This is a genomic window from Spirulina sp. CS-785/01 (genome assembly GCF_028330525.1).
GTDB lineage: Bacteria > Cyanobacteriota > Cyanobacteriia > Cyanobacteriales > Spirulinaceae > JAQMSD01.
Genome location: NZ_JAQMSD010000041.1, coordinates 1 through 20,398, shown reverse-complemented (window position 1 = coordinate 20,398; position 20,398 = coordinate 1). Strand labels below are relative to the sequence as shown.

Annotated in this window: 15 protein-coding genes; 10 read left to right on the top strand and 5 right to left on the bottom strand. The window is 46.1% G+C overall.

Features of this window, described 5'->3' with window-relative positions; translation table 11 throughout:
• The first annotated feature begins 122 nt into the window (after positions 1 to 122).
• The 5 genes from PN462_RS02035 (at position 123) to opcA (ending at position 6,135) form a co-directional block, all read left to right on the top strand.
• Positions 123 to 266, top strand: a complete 144-nt coding sequence (locus PN462_RS02035; protein WP_272126217.1) for a hypothetical protein — start codon at positions 123 to 125, stop codon at positions 264 to 266.
• 223 nt (positions 267 to 489) lie between these two features.
• The gene (gene fbp / locus PN462_RS02030; protein WP_272126216.1) at positions 490 to 1,581 is read left to right on the top strand and encodes a class 1 fructose-bisphosphatase; all 1,092 of its coding nucleotides are present in this window, start codon (positions 490 to 492) and stop codon (positions 1,579 to 1,581) included.
• A gap of 103 nt (positions 1,582 to 1,684) precedes the next feature.
• On the top strand, positions 1,685 to 2,833 hold the full coding sequence (gene tal / locus PN462_RS02025) for a transaldolase (protein ID WP_272126215.1): 1,149 nt from the start codon (positions 1,685 to 1,687) through the stop codon (positions 2,831 to 2,833).
• Between the two features lie 290 nt (positions 2,834 to 3,123).
• Entirely contained in the window at positions 3,124 to 4,653 is a 1,530-nt protein-coding gene (gene zwf / locus PN462_RS02020) for a glucose-6-phosphate dehydrogenase (RefSeq protein ID WP_272126213.1), read from the top strand.
• Between the two features lie 111 nt (positions 4,654 to 4,764).
• The gene (gene opcA, locus PN462_RS02015) at positions 4,765 to 6,135 is read left to right on the top strand and encodes a glucose-6-phosphate dehydrogenase assembly protein OpcA (protein WP_272126211.1); all 1,371 of its coding nucleotides are present in this window, start codon (positions 4,765 to 4,767) and stop codon (positions 6,133 to 6,135) included.
• An 88-nt stretch (positions 6,136 to 6,223) separates the two neighbouring features.
• Here opcA and rpmB read toward each other — a convergent pair whose 3' ends face one another.
• A complete protein-coding gene (gene rpmB, locus PN462_RS02010) occupies positions 6,224 to 6,460 on the bottom strand; it encodes a 50S ribosomal protein L28 (protein ID WP_272126210.1) in 237 nt (78 codons plus the stop codon).
• A gap of 1,242 nt (positions 6,461 to 7,702) precedes the next feature.
• On the opposite strand from rpmB, the gene ppsA reads away from it, so the two are divergent.
• The gene (ppsA, locus tag PN462_RS02005; RefSeq protein ID WP_272126209.1) at positions 7,703 to 10,207 is read left to right on the top strand and encodes a phosphoenolpyruvate synthase; all 2,505 of its coding nucleotides are present in this window, start codon (positions 7,703 to 7,705) and stop codon (positions 10,205 to 10,207) included.
• Between the two features lie 292 nt (positions 10,208 to 10,499).
• On the opposite strand, the gene PN462_RS02000 is transcribed toward ppsA, so the two are convergent.
• From PN462_RS02000 to PN462_RS01990, 3 genes are read right to left on the bottom strand one after another with little or no spacing between them, the layout of a single operon-like run.
• Complete coding sequence (locus PN462_RS02000; RefSeq protein WP_272126208.1) at positions 10,500 to 10,754, bottom strand: Txe/YoeB family addiction module toxin; 255 nt, start codon at positions 10,752 to 10,754, stop codon at positions 10,500 to 10,502.
• Positions 10,751 to 11,017, bottom strand: a complete 267-nt coding sequence (locus PN462_RS01995) for a type II toxin-antitoxin system Phd/YefM family antitoxin (protein WP_272126207.1) — start codon at positions 11,015 to 11,017, stop codon at positions 10,751 to 10,753. The genes PN462_RS02000 and PN462_RS01995 overlap by 4 nt, the downstream gene beginning before the upstream one ends.
• 57 nt (positions 11,018 to 11,074) lie before the next feature.
• On the bottom strand, positions 11,075 to 14,260 hold the full coding sequence (locus PN462_RS01990; protein ID WP_272126206.1) for a UPF0182 family protein: 3,186 nt from the start codon (positions 14,258 to 14,260) through the stop codon (positions 11,075 to 11,077).
• A gap of 266 nt (positions 14,261 to 14,526) precedes the next feature.
• Between PN462_RS01990 and PN462_RS01985 the strand changes: the two genes are divergently transcribed.
• The 4 genes from PN462_RS01985 (at position 14,527) to PN462_RS01970 (ending at position 17,282) form a co-directional block, all read left to right on the top strand.
• A complete protein-coding gene (locus PN462_RS01985) occupies positions 14,527 to 14,925 on the top strand; it encodes a hypothetical protein (protein WP_272126204.1) in 399 nt (132 codons plus the stop codon).
• A gap of 337 nt (positions 14,926 to 15,262) precedes the next feature.
• Positions 15,263 to 16,426: a hypothetical protein gene (locus PN462_RS01980; protein ID WP_272126202.1), complete on the top strand. Its 1,164-nt coding sequence runs from the start codon at positions 15,263 to 15,265 to the stop codon at positions 16,424 to 16,426.
• A 216-nt stretch (positions 16,427 to 16,642) separates the two neighbouring features.
• On the top strand, positions 16,643 to 16,876 hold the full coding sequence (locus PN462_RS01975) for a hypothetical protein (RefSeq protein WP_272126201.1): 234 nt from the start codon (positions 16,643 to 16,645) through the stop codon (positions 16,874 to 16,876).
• On the top strand, positions 16,869 to 17,282 hold the full coding sequence (locus tag PN462_RS01970; RefSeq protein ID WP_272126200.1) for a type II toxin-antitoxin system VapC family toxin: 414 nt from the start codon (positions 16,869 to 16,871) through the stop codon (positions 17,280 to 17,282). Before PN462_RS01975 ends, PN462_RS01970 begins: the two co-directional genes overlap by 8 nt.
• A 207-nt stretch (positions 17,283 to 17,489) precedes the next feature.
• On the opposite strand, the gene PN462_RS01965 is transcribed toward PN462_RS01970, so the two are convergent.
• Positions 17,490 to 19,964, bottom strand: a complete 2,475-nt coding sequence (locus PN462_RS01965; protein WP_443029041.1) for a glycogen/starch/alpha-glucan phosphorylase — start codon at positions 19,962 to 19,964, stop codon at positions 17,490 to 17,492.
• Positions 19,965 to 20,398 lie beyond the last annotated feature (434 nt).

The window sequence follows — 20,398 nt, the reverse complement described above, 5'->3', positions numbered from 1 at the left end:
ATCGGCTACATTGGCGGCTACAGCGAGGTCAATAAGGTGGTGTCGCTGTATGACTGGCAGTGGAAGCGAATCGGGCAGTTTTCGGTGTCAAAAACAACGTTAATCAGGAGGTCAAATGGTCTATGCGTAGCCTAAGAGGTGATGAGTCTCAACCGCATCGTTCGCGCAGCGTCTCCGCAGGAGAAGCGGTATCGACTCACCCGCTTTCCTCCCCCACCTGTTCCGAGGTGGGGGAGGAAAGCGGCTCTTTTATTGAAATAGTCTAAAATTCAGTCGCTTCTCAGGAAAGTCTCCCTATCATGAAACAATAGGGAGCGTTCTGAGTGATGGAACAAGACGAGATTGACTGACCGTACCCCAAACGAACCACAGTTAATCCCATCCTGACCCCTTGAGGGAAAAAGACGAGATATAAACCAAGCGTCTCGTTTTTTATCCACTAAACGCTTAGGACACTTCCTCATGTAAGTGATGCACGGAGGAAACCCCATGGCACAGACTGATGAACAGTCTTTAATGCACGAGCAACTACTAGACCGAGACTGTACCACCCTTTCTCGCCATGTCCTACAGCAAGTGGTGAAAACCATTAGTAGTAATGGGTCTTTACTGTCTCCAGAGGCCCAAGATATTAGTGCCATTATGAACCGCTTGGGGTTAGCCGGAAAACTCATTGCTCGGCGGTTGAGTCGGGCCGGGTTGATGGAAAACGCCCTAGGAATGACCGGAGGAGTAAACGTCCAAGGGGAATCGGTCAAAAAAATGGACGTTTTCGCCAATGAAGTCTTTATCTCCGTCTTTAAGCAAAGTGGGTTAGTTTGTCGTCTCGCGTCCGAGGAAATGGACAAACCCTACTATATTCCCGAAAATTGCCCCATTGGACGCTATACCCTGCTGTATGACCCCATTGATGGTTCATCAAATGTGGATATTAACCTAAATGTGGGATCAATTTTCTCCATTCGTCAGCAACAAGGCGATGATTTAGATGGAGAAGCCAATGATCTCCTCCAAGATGGGAGTAAACAACTGGCCGCTGGCTATATTCTCTATGGGCCCTCGACGGTGTTTGTCTATTCCGTAGGGAATGGGGTTCACTCCTTTGTGCTTGACCCCAGTTTAGGCGAATTTATCTTGGCCGAGGAAAATATCACCATTCCCGAACATGGGCCGGTTTACAGTGTTAATGAAGGGAACTTCTGGCAGTGGGATGATTCTATTCGGGATTATATCCGCTATGTCCACCGTCACGAAGGTTATACGGCTCGCTATAGTGGGGCATTAGTGGGGGACTTCCACCGGATTTTATTACAGGGAGGGGTCTTTCTCTATCCCGGTACAGTGAAAAAACCTGAAGGGAAATTACGTCTCCTCTATGAAACCGCACCGTTAGCGTTTTTGATCAACCAAGCGGGAGGCCGGGCCAGTACGGGAAACCAAGACTTAATGAAGGTTGTGCCGGAAAAATTACACCAACGGACTCCTTTAGTTATTGGTTCAACAGAGGATGTGCAACTGGTGGAGTCATTCATTCAAGACCGCAACCGACGTACTTCCGAAGGGCCAGTAGCGGCCCGGTAAAGCAAGGCCAACTTCTCACATTTGAGGGAAGTCATTGGCCGCCTTAGTATTTAACGCTAAAAAAAGAGACCACTTAACTTGTAACCATTGAGGATTATATTTTATGACGACTACGAATCCTATTTATTCCATTGAACAAGATTACGGTCAAAGTATCTGGATGGATAATTTAAGCCGTGACTTGATTGAGTCTGGTAAGTTAAAGGATTTGGTGGAAAACCAAGGCGTACAAGGGATTACGTCCAATCCGGCGATTTTCCAAAAAGCCATTGCCGGGAATGAAGTTTATGATGCGGATATAGAAAAAGGCATCAAAGCCGGAAAATCTACTACAGAGATTTATGAAACCTTGGTTTTCGAGGATATTCGCAATGCTTGTGATATTCTCAAGTCGGTTTACGACCAAACCAATGGGTTAGATGGGTATGTGAGTTTAGAAGTTCCCCCTCACTTAGCCAGAAACACCGACGACACCATTCAAGCAGCCATCCGCTACTTTAACGAAATTGGCCGGGATAACGTAATGATTAAAATTCCGGGGACTCCGGAAGGTTTACCCGCCGTTGAAGCGGCCATTGCTGCGGGGGTGAATGTCAATGTCACCCTGTTATTCTCGGTGCAAAGTTACATTGATACCGCTTGGGCCTATATTCGCGGCCTAGAGAAGCGGGTTGAGGCCGGAGAAGATATTAGTAAAATTGCTTCGGTGGCCAGTTTCTTCCTGAGTCGGATTGATAGTAAAGTGGATGACCGACTGGATGCGCGACTGCAAGAGGGGGTTAGCGAAGATGTGGCCAGTAAGTTGATTAGTTTGAAAGGGAAAACTGCGATCGCCAACGCCAAAATCGCCTATCAGAAGTATAAAGAAATTTATGGCAGCGATCGCTGGCAGAAACTCCAAGAAAAAGGCGCGAATATCCAACGTCTCCTCTGGGCCAGCACCAGCACCAAAAACCCCGACTATAGCGATGTCATGTACATTGATGAACTCGTCGGGGCCAACACCGTCAACACCCTTCCCCCCGCCACCATCGAAGCCTGCGCCGACCACTGTCACCCCGGCAACCGCATCGAAACCGACCTAGAAACCGCCTATCGAACCATAGAAACCCTAGGCGACAACGATGTCAACATCAACTTAGACCAAGTAATGGACGAACTCTTAGAAGAAGGAATCGAAAAATTTGTCAAACCCTTTGATTCCCTAATGAGTTCCCTAGAAGACAAAGCCAAACAACTAGCCACAGTTTAGATCAATTAATAATTCATAATTAATAATTAAAAATTATTAGTTGATCTCCCAAAAGGGGACAGGGAATAACCCCAACAGGTTCGTAGTAAAGACTTCAGCCCGGTTCGTAGTAAGAACTTCAGCCCGGTTCGTAGTAAAGACTTCAGCCCGGTTCGTAGTAAGGGCTTCAGCCCTTCCCTGTTCCCCATTCCATCAAGCAACAAGTTCGTAGTAAGGGCTGAAGCCCTTATCCCAAAAAAAGGGCTTCAACCCTTCCCAGCCAAATAACTACTGTTTACTGTCCATTGACTATGGTGATACTCCAAGACAACCCGCTTCGTATTGGACTTCAACAAGAACGCACCCCCGAACCCTTAATCATGGTAATCTTTGGGGCATCCGGCGACCTCACGCAACGAAAACTCGTCCCCGCCATCTACGAACTCAAACAAGATAACCATCTCCCCGCAGAACTCACCATCGTCGGAGTTGCCCGTCGGGACTGGAGTCACGACTACTTCCGCGAACAAATGCGCCAAGGCGTAGAAGAATTTGGCAATGGTATCGGGTCCGAAGAAGTCTGGAACGACTTCGCCGAAGGACTCTATTACTGTTCCGGCAACATGGACGACCAAGACAGCTATCAAAAACTCAAAACCTTTCTCGAAGAATTAGACGGTAAACGGGGAACTCGTGGCAACCGCGTCTTTTACCTCGCCGTTTCCCCCAAATTCTTTATCCCCGGCATCCAAAACCTAGGGGAAGCGGGAATGCTGAAAGACCCCATCAAAAACCGTTTGGTCATTGAAAAACCCTTTGGGAAAGACTTAGGGACCGCCAAATCCCTAAACCGAGTAGTGCAAGATGTGTGTAAAGAACAGCAAGTTTATCGCATTGACCATTATCTCGGTAAAGAAACAGTACAGAATATCCTCGTCTTCCGGTTCGCCAACGCCATCTTTGAACCCCTCTGGAATCGTAATTATGTCGATCATATCCAGATTACCGTGGCCGAGAATGTGGGGGTAGAAGATCGGGCTGGCTATTACGAAACTTCCGGGGCCCTGCGAGACATGGTGCAAAATCACCTCATGCAGTTATTGGCCATTACCGCCATGGAAGCCCCCAACTCCCTCGATGCGGATAGTATTCGCACCGAGAAAGTCAAAGTCTTACAAGCCTTACATTTAGCCGACTTACACAATTTAGACCGTTCTGCCATTCGGGGACAATATTCGGCAGGGTGGATGAAAGGCAAACCCGTGAAAGGTTATCGGGAGGAGGCTGGAGTTGATCCCGACTCTCTTACCCCCACCTTTGTGGCCATGAAATTAATGATCGATAATTGGCGGTGGAAAAATGTTCCCTTTTATCTTCGGACTGGGAAACGGTTGCCCAAGAAAGTCACCGAAATTACCATTCAGTTTAAAGAAGTGCCGTTGTTAATTTTCCAATCGGCAGCCCAACAAACCAATCCCAATATTTTAACCATGCGCATTCAGCCCAATGAGGGAATTTCTCTCCGGTTTGAGGCAAAAATGCCGGGGCCAGACTTACGGACTCGCACCGTTGACATGGACTTTAGTTATGGGAGTTCCTTTGGAATGGCCACAGCAGATGCCTATAACCGTCTGTTGTTAGATTGTATGTTGGGGGATCAAACCCTGTTTACTCGCGCTGACGAAGTAGAGGAAGCCTGGCGAGTGGTGAGTCCGGCCTTGTCCGCTTGGGAGTCCCCGGCTGATCCCAATACCATTCCCCAATATGAGGCGGGAACATGGCAACCCACTGAGGCCGAGTTTCTCCTCAACCGGGATGGCCGACGCTGGCGCAGGTTATAAGGTTGTTTGTTGTCAGGGTGGGATGTTTTTGTTGTGTGTTTAACGTCTCACCCCCCACGGATTACTGTTTACTGTTTACTGTTTACTGTTTACTGATTACTGGTTACTGTTATGAGTTCTATTTCACCACCACTGGTTTCTTTACAAGACCCCAAGGATGTTTCCATTGATGAGATTGAAGCGTCTTTACACGATATCTGGGACACTTATATGTCCGGTGAGGGGGGAATGTCGGCCAAACGGGCGGCAACCTTTAGTGTTTTGGTGTATGAACCCGATGGCACACAGCAATATTTAGCAGCTTTGGGCTATTATACGGGGCCCATTGATGGTATTGCCGGGGGACGCACCCAAGCGGCGATTAAGGCGGCGCAGAAGGATTTTGAGTTGGAGGTAACGGGCAAGTCGAGTCCAGAGTTTGTGGACCGGTTAAAGAAGCGGTTTCAAGAGATTACGGAACAGGATAAGCAAACTCCGGAGAATTTACGGGCGGCGTTACAATACGCACCGGATTCCGATGGGGCGGGAATTGCCGATGCGATCGCAGCCGCCAATCCCTGTCGCATTATCACCCTCTGCCCGACTGTGGGGGAAGATGAAGGGGTAACAGCCCAAGTGTCCGCCTATTGCCCCATACAAAAGCGTAGTGGCACAACTTTGGTCTGTTGTGAGTATATTACCCTGCGAGGCACCGCAGAGGCTTTAGAACGCATTGGCGGGGTTATTTCAGCCTTAATGATTCCAGAGTTGCCTAAGTTTGTCTGGTGGAAAGCTACCCCCCAAGCCGAATATGGCCTCTTTCAGCGTATTGCTAATGATAGTGACTCGGTGATTGTGGACTCTAGTGGCTTTAGTCATCCAGAAGCGGATTTAACTTGTATCGGGCATTTATTGAAAGAGGGAATCCCCATCTCGGATTTAAATTGGCGCAGAATTGCCCCTTGGCAGGAGTTAGCGGCGGAAGCCTTTGATCCCCCAGAACGCCGGGCTAATGTCTGGGAGGTGGACCAAGTGGTGATTGACTATGAAAAGGGCAACCAGTCTCAAGCCTTGATGTTTTTAGGCTGGTTAGCTAGTCGTCTGCAATGGACTCCGGTTCAGTATCAGGCCGAGGGGGGTGATTATGATATCCGCAAAATTAAGTTTTTAGGCAAGGAACAAAAGGAGATTCACGCGGAATTGGCGGGCATTCCTACGGCAGACTGGGGCGAGATTCCAGGGGATTTAATTAGTTTAAAATTAAGTTCTACAAACCTTAATGTCGATTGCTGTACGGTGCTGTGTTCGGAAACGACGGGTTGTATGCGTATGGAAGCGGGCGGCGGGGCCCAGTCTTGTCAGATCAACCAGGTTACGGCGTTGTCGGACCAAGCAACGGAACAGTTATTAGGGCAACAGTTACAACGCTGGGGCCGGGATAAGCTCTATGAGGAAAGTATGAGGCTGACGACTCAGCTTTTACAAGAGAAACAAGATAGCTAGTTTCCGCTACACCGAAAACCCCGTCCACTCTGTAGAAACTGGAGTGAACGGGGTTTTTGTTCGGTGGAGGCTTGGCTGTACTGTACCCTTAAAATTTATTGAGGTTGATTCCTGCTTCTTTGGCAACGGTTTGCAATCCTTTTTTCTGTACGGTTTTCAGGGCTTTGGTGGAAAGTTTGAGCCGTACCCAGCGATTGCCTTCTGGCCACCACAGTCTTTTCCATTGCAGGTTGGCTTGTTGGAGTTTCTTGGTTCTACGGTGGGAGTGGGAGATGGCGTTGGCGTTATTCGCCTTTTTGCCTGTGAGTTGACATTTACGAGCCATGGGGACTTTCTCCGTATAAAAGGTCACGATCTTTAATTTTACCGTTTTTGGGGTCGGTTGGGGAAGGAAATGCGGGAATAGTTGGGAGTTGGGGGAGTTGGGGAAGATGAAGTGAGGGGAGAGACGTGAGAAGTCTGTAATTTCTCCTCTATTCTCTCTCCTCTCTCCTTGCTCTGGGGGAGTTGGGGCGATATCCTTTATTTTTTCTTCACAAATAGCGCAATTTCCTGATGGGTGGGCTTTTTAAATAATGACTTGAGTTGAGTATCCTCGGTTCAACTCAAAAGCGTGTTTCAGAATACAATTAGCTTGAGACAAATATGATAACTATTATGATCGGTGAAATGAGTTAGATTAGGGTTTCTCTAAATATTTTTCTCTAGATAGTATGATAGAGCGATAGAGAAAGCACTATACCAAAAATCTCGTCCAGAAAATTTCCTAGTTTGCTCTACCTGAAAGTAAATTATTAAGCCTTAACTATAAAACTCTATCTCTAAAACTCTATCTCTAATTCTAACTATGAAGCGTTGAGTAAATACTTTCCCATTTTAATATACCGTTTTTCACTGCTTTTGACAAGGGGATTAGGATGGCCGAAAGGGTCTGCTCTTTAAAAAACTTAACTTTATGAGAAACTAACGTTTTCTGCTCTGGCATTAAGAAGAAACCATGAAAACTCCCTTGTTATGCGGGATAAACCCCATTTTTAAAAGGGGTGATAGCCGAGATAAGCAAGACTGCTCTTGTTTATTTAGAGGCGATTTTTGCAAACTTTCATTACGATTCCCAAAAGAAGATAAATATATTCCAAAAAAATCCACCAAATCTTGCCAAACCTCGTAAACTGAAAAGTGAACAGAAAAGGGAAGTTTTCAAGAAGTGATGCTTCTTGTGCAAAGCTGACCGATCATCCCAGTTCTGATCCGTTCTAAGAGTGATTTAATCTAATGGTGATTTAATCTAATGGTGATCTAATAATGGTGATCTAATAATGGTGATCTAACTAATGGTGATCTAAAGATTTGCTAAAGAAGTCTTAAAATTTAACAAACATCCTTGTGATTTTGCGAATCTTCTTGTTTTGCTTCCTGCTGACGTTCTATCTTGCTTGTTTTCCCATGAGTCAACTTTCTAATCAGTTAACCTAGAATCAGTTAACTTAGAAAAAAAGACAGTCTCTCTGAGTAAAAAGCTAGACACATTTTAACCTTTGACTGAAGTCCAAAGAGGAGAAATCTTATGGTACATACCGATCTCGAACGCACTTCCAGCACTTCCAAAGAAAACGCTTTAATCCTTTGGTTTGAAGAAGTCGAGAGTAAAGATGTCGGTTTAGTCGGCGGTAAAAATTCCTCCTTGGGAGAAATGATCCGCCAGCTACAACCCAAGGGAGTAAACGTCCCAACGGGGTTTGCGACAACGGCTTATGCCTATCAACATTATGTTAAAGAAAGTGGCCTCGAACCGAAACTACGGGAATTATTCAGTGATTTAGATGTTAATGACGTTCAAAACTTACAAGACCGGGGACGGAAAGCACGGGCGTTAATTTTACATACTCCTTTCCCGAAAGATTTGCAAGATGCGATCGCGCTGGCCTACAAAAAACTCTGCAAACGCTACGGTCAGGACTCCCAACTCTGCGAACGGTTTGAAGGAAAAGATCGGGAAATTTGCGAACAACAAACCCATGACGTAGATGTGGCAGTTCGTTCCAGTGCCACCGCAGAAGACCTCCCCGAAGCCAGTTTTGCGGGACAACAAGAAACCTACCTCAACGTTCGCGGAGTCAAAGGGGTTTTAGAATCCTGCCATAAATGCTTTGCCTCCCTGTTTACCGACCGGGCAATTTCCTATCGGCATCATAACAACTTTGATCACTTTGCCGTTGCCCTCTCAGCAGGTGTGCAAAAAATGGTACGGTCTGACCTGGCCTCCTCTGGGGTAATGTTCTCCATCGACACCGAAACCGGATTCCGCAACGCCGCCTTAATTACCGCCGCCTACGGGTTAGGGGAAAACGTCGTCCAAGGGGCCGTGAACCCAGACGAATACTACGTCTTCAAACCTACCTTAAAAGACGGCTATCGTCCCATCTTAGAAAAACGCTTAGGCGAGAAAGCCATCAAGATGGTGTACGATGTCGGCGGGTCGAAACTGACCAAAAACGTCGAAGTTCCCAAACCCGAACGGGAAAAATTCTGTATTGACAACGATGAAATCCTGAAACTCGCCCAATGGGCCGCCCAAATTGAAGACCACTACTCCACTGTTCGGGGCCAATACACCCCCATGGACATTGAATGGGCCAAAGACGGGGAAACCGGACAACTGTTCATCGTTCAAGCGCGGCCAGAAACCGTGCAATCCCAGAAAACCGCCAATGTCTTAGAAAGCTATGAACTGCAAGGCCATAGTGACATCTTAGCCAGTGGGCGCAGTGTGGGGGCAGCCATTGGTCAAGGGAAAGCCCGCACCATTTTAGATGTGTCCAGCATTCGCCAATTCAAACCCGGTGAAGTGCTTGTCACCAACCGTACCGACCCCGACTGGGAACCGATTATGAAGCAGGCCAGCGCGATCGTCACCAACCAAGGGGGACGGACTTGCCACGCTGCCATTATCGCCCGTGAAATGGGAATCCCGGCCATTGTCGGTTGCGGCGATGCCACCAAACGGATCAAAACTGGTCAAGAAGTCACCGTTTGCTGTTCAGAAGGGGATGAAGGGCATATTTACAGTGGCTTGTTGCCCTTCGAGATTCAGAAAACCGAACTGGATAACCTGCCCGAAACCCGCACGCAAATCTTAATGAACATCGGCAACCCCGAACAAGCCTTCTCCTTAGCGGGAATTCCGTCGGCGGGAGTTGGGTTAGCCCGGTTAGAGTTCATTATTGCCAACCACATTAAAGCCCACCCCATGGCCTTACTCAAGTTTAATGAACTTGAAGAAGGTGCGGTGAAAGACGAAATTGCCGAATTGACCCAGGATTATCCGGATAATAAAGCGGACTTCTTCATTGATAAACTGTCCCGGGGTGTGGGGATGATTGCGGCTGCTTTTTATCCCAAACCTGTGATTGTGCGGATGTCGGACTTCAAATCTAATGAGTATGCCAACTTGTTAGGAGGGTCTGGCTTTGAACCCAAAGAAGAAAACCCGATGATCGGCTGGCGTGGGGCTTCTCGCTACTATGACCCCAATTACCGCGAAGCCTATGCGTTAGAATGTATCGCCCTGAAACGGGTACGGGATGAAATGGGCTTAACCAATGTGGTCCCGATGATTCCCTTCTGTCGGACTCCTGAAGAAGGACGACGGGTGTTAGCCGAAATGGGCAAACACGGCTTGAAACAAGGTGTGAATGGCTTACAGGTCTATGTGATGTGTGAGTTACCCAGTAACGTCATTCAAGCGGATCAGTTTGCAGAGGTCTTTGATGGTTTCTCCATCGGGTCTAATGACTTGACTCAGTTAACCTTGGGTCTTGACCGGGATTCCTCCTTGGTGGCACATCTGTTCGATGAACGCAGTGATGGGGTGAAACGGATGGTGAAAATGGCCATTGAAACGGCGAAGGCTAAAGGCCGTAAGATTGGTATCTGTGGTCAAGCACCCAGTGACTATCCGGAGTTTGCCCAGTTCTTGGTGGAATTAGGCATCGACTCGATGAGTTTGAATCCTGACTCTGTTCTGAAGACTATTTTGATGGTTGCAGAGGTTGAGAAGGGACAGTCCTAAGTGGTTTTCCTTGAGTCAATCTTAGTTGAGTGAGTGTTTTTTAGAGCAGGCGATTGTAATGTTAGGTGCGATCGCCTGTTTTTTTGCTGTTGATTTGTGTAGGTTGGGTTACTGAAGGTAGAGGGCAGAAGGACTAAAGAAGGAGTCCATGAGTCTAAAAAGGAATGGAGTGAAACCCTACGTTTTTCATGGTTAATTGTTAATTGTTAATTGCGAGAGGATGTTGGGTTACGCTACGCTTCACCCAACCTACAATTTACTAGAGGAGTGGGGGTATCTTGCCCCCTTATGTTTAGTAATGAAACCGAAATTGTGCTAGTAAAATTGCCTCATCTTCAATCTTATACACCATTCGATGTTCGTCGTTAATACGTCTTGACCAATAACCGGATAATCCGTGCTTTAAGGGTTCTGGCTTCCCCATTCCTTCAAAGGGAGTCCTTTGAGTATCTTTGATTAAACGATTAATCTTTTTGAGTATTTTGTGATCGTTTTTTTGCCAGTATAAATAATCCTCCCAAGCCTTTTCAGAAAAGATAAGTTTCACTCTAGTAACTCCCTCTCGACACCTTGACCTGCTTCTAATTCAGCAATGGACTCAAAAAGTCGTTTGGCATTTTTAGAACTGCTCAGAAGATAGGCCGTTTCCTGAAAAGATTGGTAATCTTCTAAGGACATAATGACGACAGAAGATTTATCATTTCTGGTAACAATTACAGGGTTATTATCATGACAGACTTGATCCATAATCTGTTCTAGGGTTTGCGGATTAATATCGTGATTAATTAACGTTTTTTTGGGATGATTCATGGCTCAAAATTTTACCTTATTTTCTCAGTCTGCTTCAAAGCATTCATTACCCATTATCTATTCTTCATTCCCTAAATTAAAGTTGGGATTGTCTAATAAACTATCGTCTAATCCGTCTAAAGACCGGATAATGGGAGGGGGAGACTGTTCTCGTTGAGAGGGGGGAGTAAAGAGTTCTTTAAATGCCTGATCCAAATTTTCCGCCATGACAATGGTATTATCATAAATCACAATCACCCTTGCTAGGGTGGGGACGCTATTTTGTTCTGCTTCCAAGTACAGGGGTTCGACATAGAGTAAAGATTCTTCAAGGGGAATAATTAATAGATTCCCCTTTAACACCCGTGACCCCTGAGTATTCCATAAGGAAATCTGTTGAGAAATATTGGGGTCTTGATTAATTAATGCCTCAATTTGACTCACCCCATAGACTAATTTTTGTTTGGGGAATTGATAAAGTAATAATTTCCCGTATTGTTCCCCATTAGACCGGGCAGCTAACCAAGCAATTAAATTGGGTCGCGCACTGGGGGTATAAGGATGGAGTAAAATAAATTCGGCTTCCTCCTCATTGGGTAAGCGCATGATTAAGTGATAGGGGTTTACGGGTTGTGCGGATTCTCCGTAAATTTCTTGGGGAACTTCCCATTGATCTTCTCGGTTATAAAAGACTTTGGGGTTGGTCATGTGATAGGTTAATAACTGTTCTGATTGAACGGTGAAGAAGTCTGTTGGATAGCGGATATGTTGGCGCAATGCTGGGGGCATTTCTTCGAGAGATTTAAAGAAATTGGGGAGAATTTTTTGCCAAGTTTGGATAATGACATCACTGCTATCAGCAATATAAAAAGTGACATCGCCGTTATAGGCATCAATGACGACTTTAACCGAGTTGCGAATATAATTAAAGGAATGATCACCGGGGTCTGAGTAAGGGTAACGGGAACTGGTGGTATAGGCATCAATAATCCAGTATAAATATTGAGATTCTCCTAGATCGACGTTCACCAAATAGGGATCACTGTCGTAGTATAAAAATGGGGCAATTTCCCGGACACGACGGTTAATATTGCGATAGAACAGTAATTGGGTGTCGGGGGTGAAGTTCTCTGTAAAGAGCATTCGCCAATCTTGTAAATAAAGGGAGAATAACAATCGTCTCCATAATGGCCCGATCGCAATGCCTCCTTCTCCATCATAGGTGTTTTGAGCATTCCCTTGGGCGCTGGGGAAGTCTAACTCTTGGACATTGGTGGAGGTCATAATATAGTTATTGGTCAATTCCCCGTAATAAATGCGGGGTTTGCCGATGGGAATACTATCCTCGACGACTTCCTCAGCAATGCGTAATGTTCCCCCTTCTTCTTGGCTGGCAATATCTTGCACATAATAGTCTGGGAGTCCTCCTTCTCCCACTTGGTTCACGGGGGAAAGGGTGAACCCATACCCATGGGTATAAACGAGATGTTCATTCACCCAAGTATTAGCGGCTTGGGGGACTTTTGTATAGTCTAATTCCCGTGCAGAAATTAAGACTTGTTCTTTTTTAGTTTGGACTTGGTTGGTATCTTCGTTGCGAATTTGTAGGGTATAACGGTCAATGTCTGCATCGAGGAAATGATAGTAGAGACGAATTTCTTGGAGTTGTCGGTTGGCCCGTAGGAGGGGTTGGGCATCCCAGAGACGGATATTATCAATGGTAAATTTATTATTGACAATGCTATTAAAGTTGAGATTGGCTTGGGGGTTAAAGGTTTTCGCATTGATGCGGTCCAGGGCAAACCCAGACCGGGTTTGAGCGATACTCCGTTCAATATAGGGGATTTCCCGTTCGAGTTCGTTGGGTTGGACGCTGAAGCGTTGGACTGCGGTGGCCGCAAAACTGCCTAAGAGGAAAATTCCGGCATAGAGGCCCACTAAGATGAGAGAGAAGGGGAGAAGGTGGGGTTTTCCGGTGACTTGATCTTGCCAGATAAAACTGAGGAGGGAGAGGGAGAAGAAGGCTTTGTAGAGTAAAAATAACGCGATCGCACCTGAAAATAAACCCAACCCAACCTCAACCGGGAGTTGAATATGCACATCCGTATAACTGGCCCCATAGGCCACCCCCCGGCCCGAATACACCAACTGTAACGCTTCGATCCCGTGGTGGAGAGCAAACACCAACAACAGTCCTCCCCCCAAACTTTCCAGATGACGCAGTTGTTGGCCAGAAAACCCCGGAAACTGTCCCTGAGACATACTATCCCCCGATAACAAATAAATTATCATTCCGGCCAATAAAGCAAAGAGTAATAACCCTTCCCACCAGAAATAGAGCAACTCCCACACAGGCAACTGGAAAATATACAGGCTAATATCGAGATGATAGAGGGGGTCTTGTTGATTAAACGGTTGTCCCCAAAAAGATTCTAGAATGCGAGTCCAATTCCCCGACAGGACAAACCCAAATAAGAGACTCAACCCCACCGCAATGAAACGCAACACCCATTCACAGTTAACCAACAAGAAAAGAATCGTCCCCACCACCACCAACCATTGCCAGTGAAACCCCCATCCCGTCGCGGTAATTTGTGCAAATTCCACCTGAATGGCCTCCCAGTCAAAGGGGAGAGGGAGAGGAGGGGTAATTTTTGGCAAGGTTAAATCCCGTTGCCAATAATCCTGCATCACCTTACTGTAATGGAGTAACATGAAGCCCAAAACCGCCCCCAAGGCCACAATTAGAGGTAATAAGAGGGTTAAAGGCAGTCCGCTTTGACGGGGCCGTTTAACCGCCGTTTTCGCCGTAATTTGGGCATCTCGTTGCTGTAAAATCGCATCCCGAAGGGAGGGATAGGCCACCGTAGAAGCGTTTTGCTGAGACGGGAGACGAGAGGGAGTATTTTGATATTGGGTCAAATGGTGTTCTATTTTTTTCCGTTGTCGGGGACTTAACTCCTCCGTATTACGGCCTCGTCGAGTCCGTTCAATACTTTCTAATGGGGGGGGATATTTGAGACGATTGTTAAATCGGAGATTAAACCCCAGAAAAATCAGGGAAATAAGACTAACCCCCATCCAGAGTCCCACTTGACTTTGTAACCGTACCCAAAATGCAGCTAAATAGTCCACCTCCTGAAACCAGAGAATTTCTCCGAGGAGATAGGCCGTCACTTTCACAATGATGAGGACGAGGGAAAGCGCGATCGCAACTTGGCCAAGACGAGTCCAAAACAGTTTCATTACAACAACAGTAGGCATTCTCCCTCTTAGTTTAACCGAGAATCCGTCCCACTATCGAAGGACAGTCTTGAATCGCCACTTAATTCGGAGGAGGGAGTTAAGACTTGCTTAAAATCGACACAATGCCAAATAGAACAAAGATTCTTTGGTAAGTCTTCAGGTTAACTAGCATTCTCCCCCAAAACAAGGGGGGTTTTTCCCTCTTTACTGTTGTTGAAAGAGGAATAGAAGCAAGAGTCTGACCCCTTACCCTTAGTTTCCCTAAATTCCAACCATCAATAATTATGAAATTTATTCATCTTCAATTTATTCATCTTCAATTTATTCATCTTCTCATAGCCTCTGCGGTAGCCTTAATTCCCACTCCGGCACTCGCAGAAACATGGATCGCTGAATGTAATAACGTACAATTTAATTTTAACCGAGATTCCGAAAGTTATTTAGTTTACTTCAATACCGATTCCGGCATTTATCAGGTAGCTGAAGGCGAAATCACCTTTGATAATGGCACAGCAGTGCGCGGCCCCGTTGAAGGAAATGCCGTCGGCAACGACGGAAAACCCGTCACTCAAATTGGCTTAAACCCTAGTCGGGATTTAGTGTACGTCTTCTATCAACATCCCTACAATGATCAACAGGATTCCGGTACATTTTGTAACACCGACATTGACAGAGTTGAATAATTTTAAACCCCCTAATCCTAAATTAATTAACTTCAAAAAATAGAAAAATCCTAACGATATAAAAGGTAACTCATTATAATTAATCGTGAATCGTGACTATTTTAACCCGTTTCAACGGGTTTTGACTCTTAGCCTTGGGCTTCAAACCAAGGTCAGTAATTAACCATAAATCGTGACTATTTTAACCCGTTTCAACGGGTTTTAACTCTTAGCTTTGAGTTTCAACCCAAGGTCAGTAATTAACTATAAATTGTGACTCTTTGAACCCGTTTCAACGGGTTTTAACTCTTAGACTTAGGTTTCAACCCAAAACAATCTATACTAACTAAAGCCAATCATGTTAAATCAACGTCTATTAGCCACAATTACCGCCACAATTCTGCCCCTCACAGCCACAGCAGCCCCGGACTTCCTCAACCGTCCCGCCCAAGCCCAAGACAGCGAAAAATTAGCAGAATTACGGCAACAAATTTATAAATTAGCCCAACAAACCAGCCAATTCCTCCAAGAAGAAGCCGCACGCAAATTCTTAAAAACACAGATCGCCGAATCTCCAAACCGAGAGCAAATTTTACTCTTTCGTAACTTTTTAGAACAGGCCAGCGAACGTTTCCCCCAAGCCAAAGAACTCCTCGCCCAAGTGGAACGCATCGAAAGCCAAATGTCCCAACAAAACGTAGGAGTCAAACCCCGTCTAGACTTCTATATTCCCGACCCCGAAATGCGTCGAGAATGGCAAGGGGGAGAAATTCTGGTGGGGGCTGATCCCGTCCTGCCAGAAGAACAAGTCGAGGCACTCAAAGCCTTTACCCTAGAAGGAGAGGCCGTAACCCTCTCTCCCCACGAACCCCCCAACACTCCCCTCTTAATGATTGCCATTGAGGAACATCTCAATCACAAACCCCCAGAAGCCAGCGCAGAGCGATTTCCAGAGAGTCAAGCCCCCCCCGAAGAAGACCCCCAAGAACCACAAGCAAGTCTCCCCAGAACCGCCCTTAACGCCGTCTCTGTAAAGAACTCCGTATTACTCAGTCAAGCGGGTTCTGTAGGTGTCCCTTATCTTCAGATTATCGAAGACCGAGAATCCCGCTTTTGGCGAGGTGCGCCAGAAATTGTACTGCAAATTTACCGAGGGAATACAACCGACACCTTGAATGTCCGTTTTGCCTCCAGTTTTCTCGGTGATCAAGACTTCGACTTAGAGGGGGAATGGTTGCACTTCAGGGATCATAATGCTGCGAACAATTCTAGGGCGTTACCGTGCGGCGGTTGGTTAAAATTAAACGCCACCCAAGGGAATAATCGCACTTGTCTCTACTGGGGAGCAAAAGAAAGTCGTTTTGATATCCGAGAACGCGACCCCAAATTATTTGGCGGTAGTGTGCTTCAGTACATTGTAGGAACAGATATCAACCCCGGTAATCTGTCGATGGTCGGTTATGACCTGCGCTCTAACCAACGTGGCACAATTTTAGTTGATACAGACAGCATTAATCCTTAGCTAGAGTAAGAAACCGGGTTTCTTTTCCAGTTTGGCAGTTTTATCGAGAAGGGTGATAGAAACCCGGTTTCTCCCCTCCTACCCCTCATCGAGAGTAAGAAACCGGGTTTCTTTTCCAGTTTGGCGGTTTCATCGAGATAGGTGATAGAAACCCGGTTTCTCTCCACTCCCAACTTCACGCTACAATTTTCCTAAGACTACACATTATGAATCATTATGAGTCAAGAACTGAACGCAATATTTGATGGTCAATCCCTGCAACTAGAATCTCCCTTAAACTTAGAAGCCGGAACAAGAGTAAAAATTATTGTTGAAACAATACTTCCTCAAGAATCTCAGCCTAATTCATTTCTAAAAACGGCTCAGTCTTTACAATTACAAGGCAATCCTGACTGGTCTGAGAAAGTCGATCAATATTTATATGGAGATATAGTATCTGAGAATGACTGAAGTTTTTTTAGATACTTCCTTTACTATTGCACTTTCTTCTATAACTGATCAATATCATCAAAAAGCGGTTAAATTGGCTCGTCAAATTGAAGCCAATAAAGTTCGCTTAGTTACCACTGAAGCAATATTATTAGAAATTGGGAATGCACTGTCTAGAAGACAATATCGGAATGCTGCCATCCAACTCTTAGAGTCCCTTGAGGCTGATCCAAATGTTGAAATTATCTTGTTAACCAAGGATTTATATATGGCTGCCTTGACTCTGTTTAAACAGCGCAATGATAAAGAATGGGGTTTAGTAGATTGTGTATCTTTCATCGTCATGCAAAATCGAGGAATTACTGACGCATTAACGGCTGATACCCATTTTCAGCAAGCAGGGTTTCAAGCATTACTTAAAAATTAAATAATATCTCGTATCGATTTTTAATTGTAGAGTAAGAAACCGGGTTTCTTTTACAGTTGGGCGGTTTCATCGAGATGGCTGATAGAAACCCGGTTTTTCCCCACTTTACCCCTCAACAGCAAGAGACGCGGAATTTCCGCGTCTCGCTGCTATTTATGAACCTCTACATCAGAGAGGTGGACAGATTGCCAATCTTAGACCATTGTACTAGCTCGATAAGACCGCTTTTGCGGGGTCGTATTCCTCCAGTTCAATTTTGACGGGTTTTGCTTTCCAGATTTCGGTCATGTACTCCCGAATCGGACGATCGCTGGAAAAAGTCCCCATACGGGCAGAATTTAAAATCGCCATACGAGTCCACTCCTGCTGATCTTTATACGCAGCACTGACTTTCTCCTGACATTCCACATAAGCGCGGAAATCAGCCAGCAGCATATATTGATCTTGATACAACAGAGAATCAATCAACGGCTTAAACAAGTCCTGATTTCCCCCAGAAAAGTATCCAGAGGCAATACGGTCAATGACCCCTTGCAGTTCCATATCCCGGTGATAATAGTCCATGGGGTTATATCCCTTAGCCTTATATTCCACCACCTCTTGGGCCGTTAATCCAAACAGGAAGAAGTTTTCTGCTCCCGCTTCCTCCCGGATTTCAATATTCGCCCCGTCTAATGTACCTATGGTTAAAGCCCCATTCATGGCAAACTTCATATTACCTGTTCCTGAAGCCTCTTTACCCGCCGTAGAAACTTGTTCGGATAAGTCGGCAGCCGGATAGATGCGTTCACCCAAGGAGACATTAAAATTCGCCGTAAAGACCACTTTTAAGCGGCCTTTCACATCCGGGTCCTTATTCACCACTTCTGCCACGGCATTGACCAATTTAATCACCAATTTGGCCATAAAATAGCCAGGTGCGGCCTTCCCACCAAAAATAAAGGTCCGAGGCACAACCTCTACATTAGGATTCCGCTTAATGCGGTTATAGAGGGCGACAATATGTAACACATTGAGTAATTGCCGTTTGTACTCGTGAATCCGCTTCACCTGCACATCAAACATGGAGTTGGGATCAACTTCGACGTTGCTGTGCTTCCAGATATAATCAGCCAATTCCCGTTTATTGGCCTGTTTAATCTCCCGCCAACGCTGTTGGAATTGGGGATCAGTGGCATATTGTTCTAATCCTCGCATTTGTTCGAGGTTTTTCAGCCACCCATCACCCACTGTTTCGGTGATCAAGTTTGCCAGTTTCCGGTTACAGAGTAAAATCCAACGTCGGGGGGTGACACCGTTGGTTTTATTAAAGAATTTCTCTGGCCACAGTTTGGCAAAGTGTTTCAGAGTGTCACTTTTGAGTAACTCGGTATGTAAGGCCGCAACCCCATTAATGGCATGACTCCCGACACAAGCTAAATGGGCCATCCGCACCGATTTTTCCGGGGATTCTTCGATGATGGAGAGATTACTCAATAATTGATTATCATCGGGAAACCAGGTGCGTACATCGGCGAGAAAACGGAAGTTAATCTCATAGATAATTTCGAGGTGTCGGGGAAGTAATTTGCCAAAGAGAGATACAGACCACCGTTCTAGGGCTTCCGGGAGGAGGGTATGGTTGGTATAAGCGCAGGTTTTTTGGGTGATGTACCAGGCTTTATCCCATTCCATGCCATGTTCATCCACCAGTAACCGCATTAATTCAGCAATGGTGACTGCGGGGTGGGTGTCGTTGAGTTGGATGGCGTAATGATCGTAGAAGTTATCGAGGGTTTCGTAAATCCGCAGGTGACGACGAATCATGTCCTGTAAGGAAGCGGACACGAAGAAATATTGTTGTTCTAGGCGGAGTTGTCGGCCTTGGGGGGTGTTGTCGTTGGGATAGAGGACTTTAGAGATGGTCTCGGAGGACATTTTACTGGCCACGGCCCCATCGTAGTCTCCGGCGTTAAAGGCTTCAAAGTTGAAGTCTTGGTCTTCTCCGGCTTCTGCTTTCCAGAGACGGAGGGGGTTGACGGTGTTGCAGTCGTAACCGGGGACGGGGGTATCATAGGGGATGGCAGTGACGGTGCGATCGGGGACCCAGATGACCCGGGGCCGGCCTTTTTCGTCGTGGTAGGTTTCGGTGTGACCGCCAAATTTGACTTCTACGGTTGCTTCTAAGCGGGGAATTTCCCAGGGGTTGCCAAAGCGTAGCCATTTGTCGGGGATTTCCGCTTGCCACCCGTCGCGGATTTGTTGGTGAAAAATTCCGAATTCATAACGAATGCCATACCCGATGGCGGGAATTTCGAGGGTGGCTAAGGAGTCTAGGAAACAAGCGGCTAAACGGCCTAACCCTCCGTTACCGAGGCCGGGATCGTGTTCTTGGTCGATTAAGTCTTCAATGTCGAGTCCTGCTTCTTCAACCACTTTTTTCATTTCGTCGTAGATGCCGAGGTTGACTAGGTTGTTCCCTAGATGGCGGCCCATGAGGAATTCGGCGGAGAAGTAACAGACGATTTTGACTTTCTGTTCTTCGTAGGTGTTGAGGGTTTTGATGAAGCGATGAATTAAGCGATCGCGCACGGTATAAGCCAAGGCCATAAAGTAGTCGTTGGGGGTGGCCCAATCTTTATATTTCCCTTGGCTATAGAATAGGTTATCCGCAAAGGCACGTTTCAGCGTTTCCGGACTCATTCCGGTGCGATCGTCCTCTACTTTAATCTGCACTGCGTCGCTCGTTACTGGATTCGGTTTTGTTTGCACAGTTGGATTTCGCTCCTGTCTAGCTGCAAGAATTCGCTCTTTTTTTGTATTGTGACTTGTTTGACCGATAATCTTGTACTTTTTAATACTCTTTTTGGTGATGGGTTTTTTATGGATCAGGGTGGGACAGTTACCAGCATCCGAAGGCAGAGGGGTTCTAAGGCAGAGGGCAAAGGGCAGAAGGAAGGAAGAAGAAGGAAGAAGGAGGCAATTAGCCTATATCTCCCCAGCCCTGTCAAGGTGGGTAACGAGATATGGCGGTTTGGAGTCGCCCTCACCCCCCAACCCCCTCTCCCAACCTTGGGAGAGGGGGAGAAAATGTCTCTCACAAGTGTCTGAAACAACGGTGTCTCGTTCTACAATTT

Coding starts and splice junctions, on each gene's coding strand:
- PN462_RS02035 (WP_272126217.1), top strand. CDS start 123: ATGCGTAGCCTAAGAGGTGATGAGTCTCAACCGCATCGTTCGCGCAGC.
- fbp (WP_272126216.1), top strand. CDS start 490: ATGGCACAGACTGATGAACAGTCTTTAATGCACGAGCAACTACTAGAC.
- tal (WP_272126215.1), top strand. CDS start 1,685: ATGACGACTACGAATCCTATTTATTCCATTGAACAAGATTACGGTCAA.
- zwf (WP_272126213.1), top strand. CDS start 3,124: ATGGTGATACTCCAAGACAACCCGCTTCGTATTGGACTTCAACAAGAA.
- opcA (WP_272126211.1), top strand. CDS start 4,765: ATGAGTTCTATTTCACCACCACTGGTTTCTTTACAAGACCCCAAGGAT.
- rpmB (WP_272126210.1), bottom strand. CDS start 6,460: ATGGCTCGTAAATGTCAACTCACAGGCAAAAAGGCGAATAACGCCAAC.
- ppsA (WP_272126209.1), top strand. CDS start 7,703: ATGGTACATACCGATCTCGAACGCACTTCCAGCACTTCCAAAGAAAAC.
- PN462_RS01995 (WP_272126207.1), bottom strand. CDS start 11,017: ATGAATCATCCCAAAAAAACGTTAATTAATCACGATATTAATCCGCAA.
- PN462_RS01990 (WP_272126206.1), bottom strand. CDS start 14,260: ATGCCTACTGTTGTTGTAATGAAACTGTTTTGGACTCGTCTTGGCCAA.
- PN462_RS01985 (WP_272126204.1), top strand. CDS start 14,527: ATGAAATTTATTCATCTTCAATTTATTCATCTTCAATTTATTCATCTT.
- PN462_RS01980 (WP_272126202.1), top strand. CDS start 15,263: ATGTTAAATCAACGTCTATTAGCCACAATTACCGCCACAATTCTGCCC.
- PN462_RS01975 (WP_272126201.1), top strand. CDS start 16,643: ATGAGTCAAGAACTGAACGCAATATTTGATGGTCAATCCCTGCAACTA.
- PN462_RS01970 (WP_272126200.1), top strand. CDS start 16,869: ATGACTGAAGTTTTTTTAGATACTTCCTTTACTATTGCACTTTCTTCT.
- PN462_RS01965 (WP_443029041.1), bottom strand. CDS start 19,964: ATGAGTCCGGAAACGCTGAAACGTGCCTTTGCGGATAACCTATTCTAT.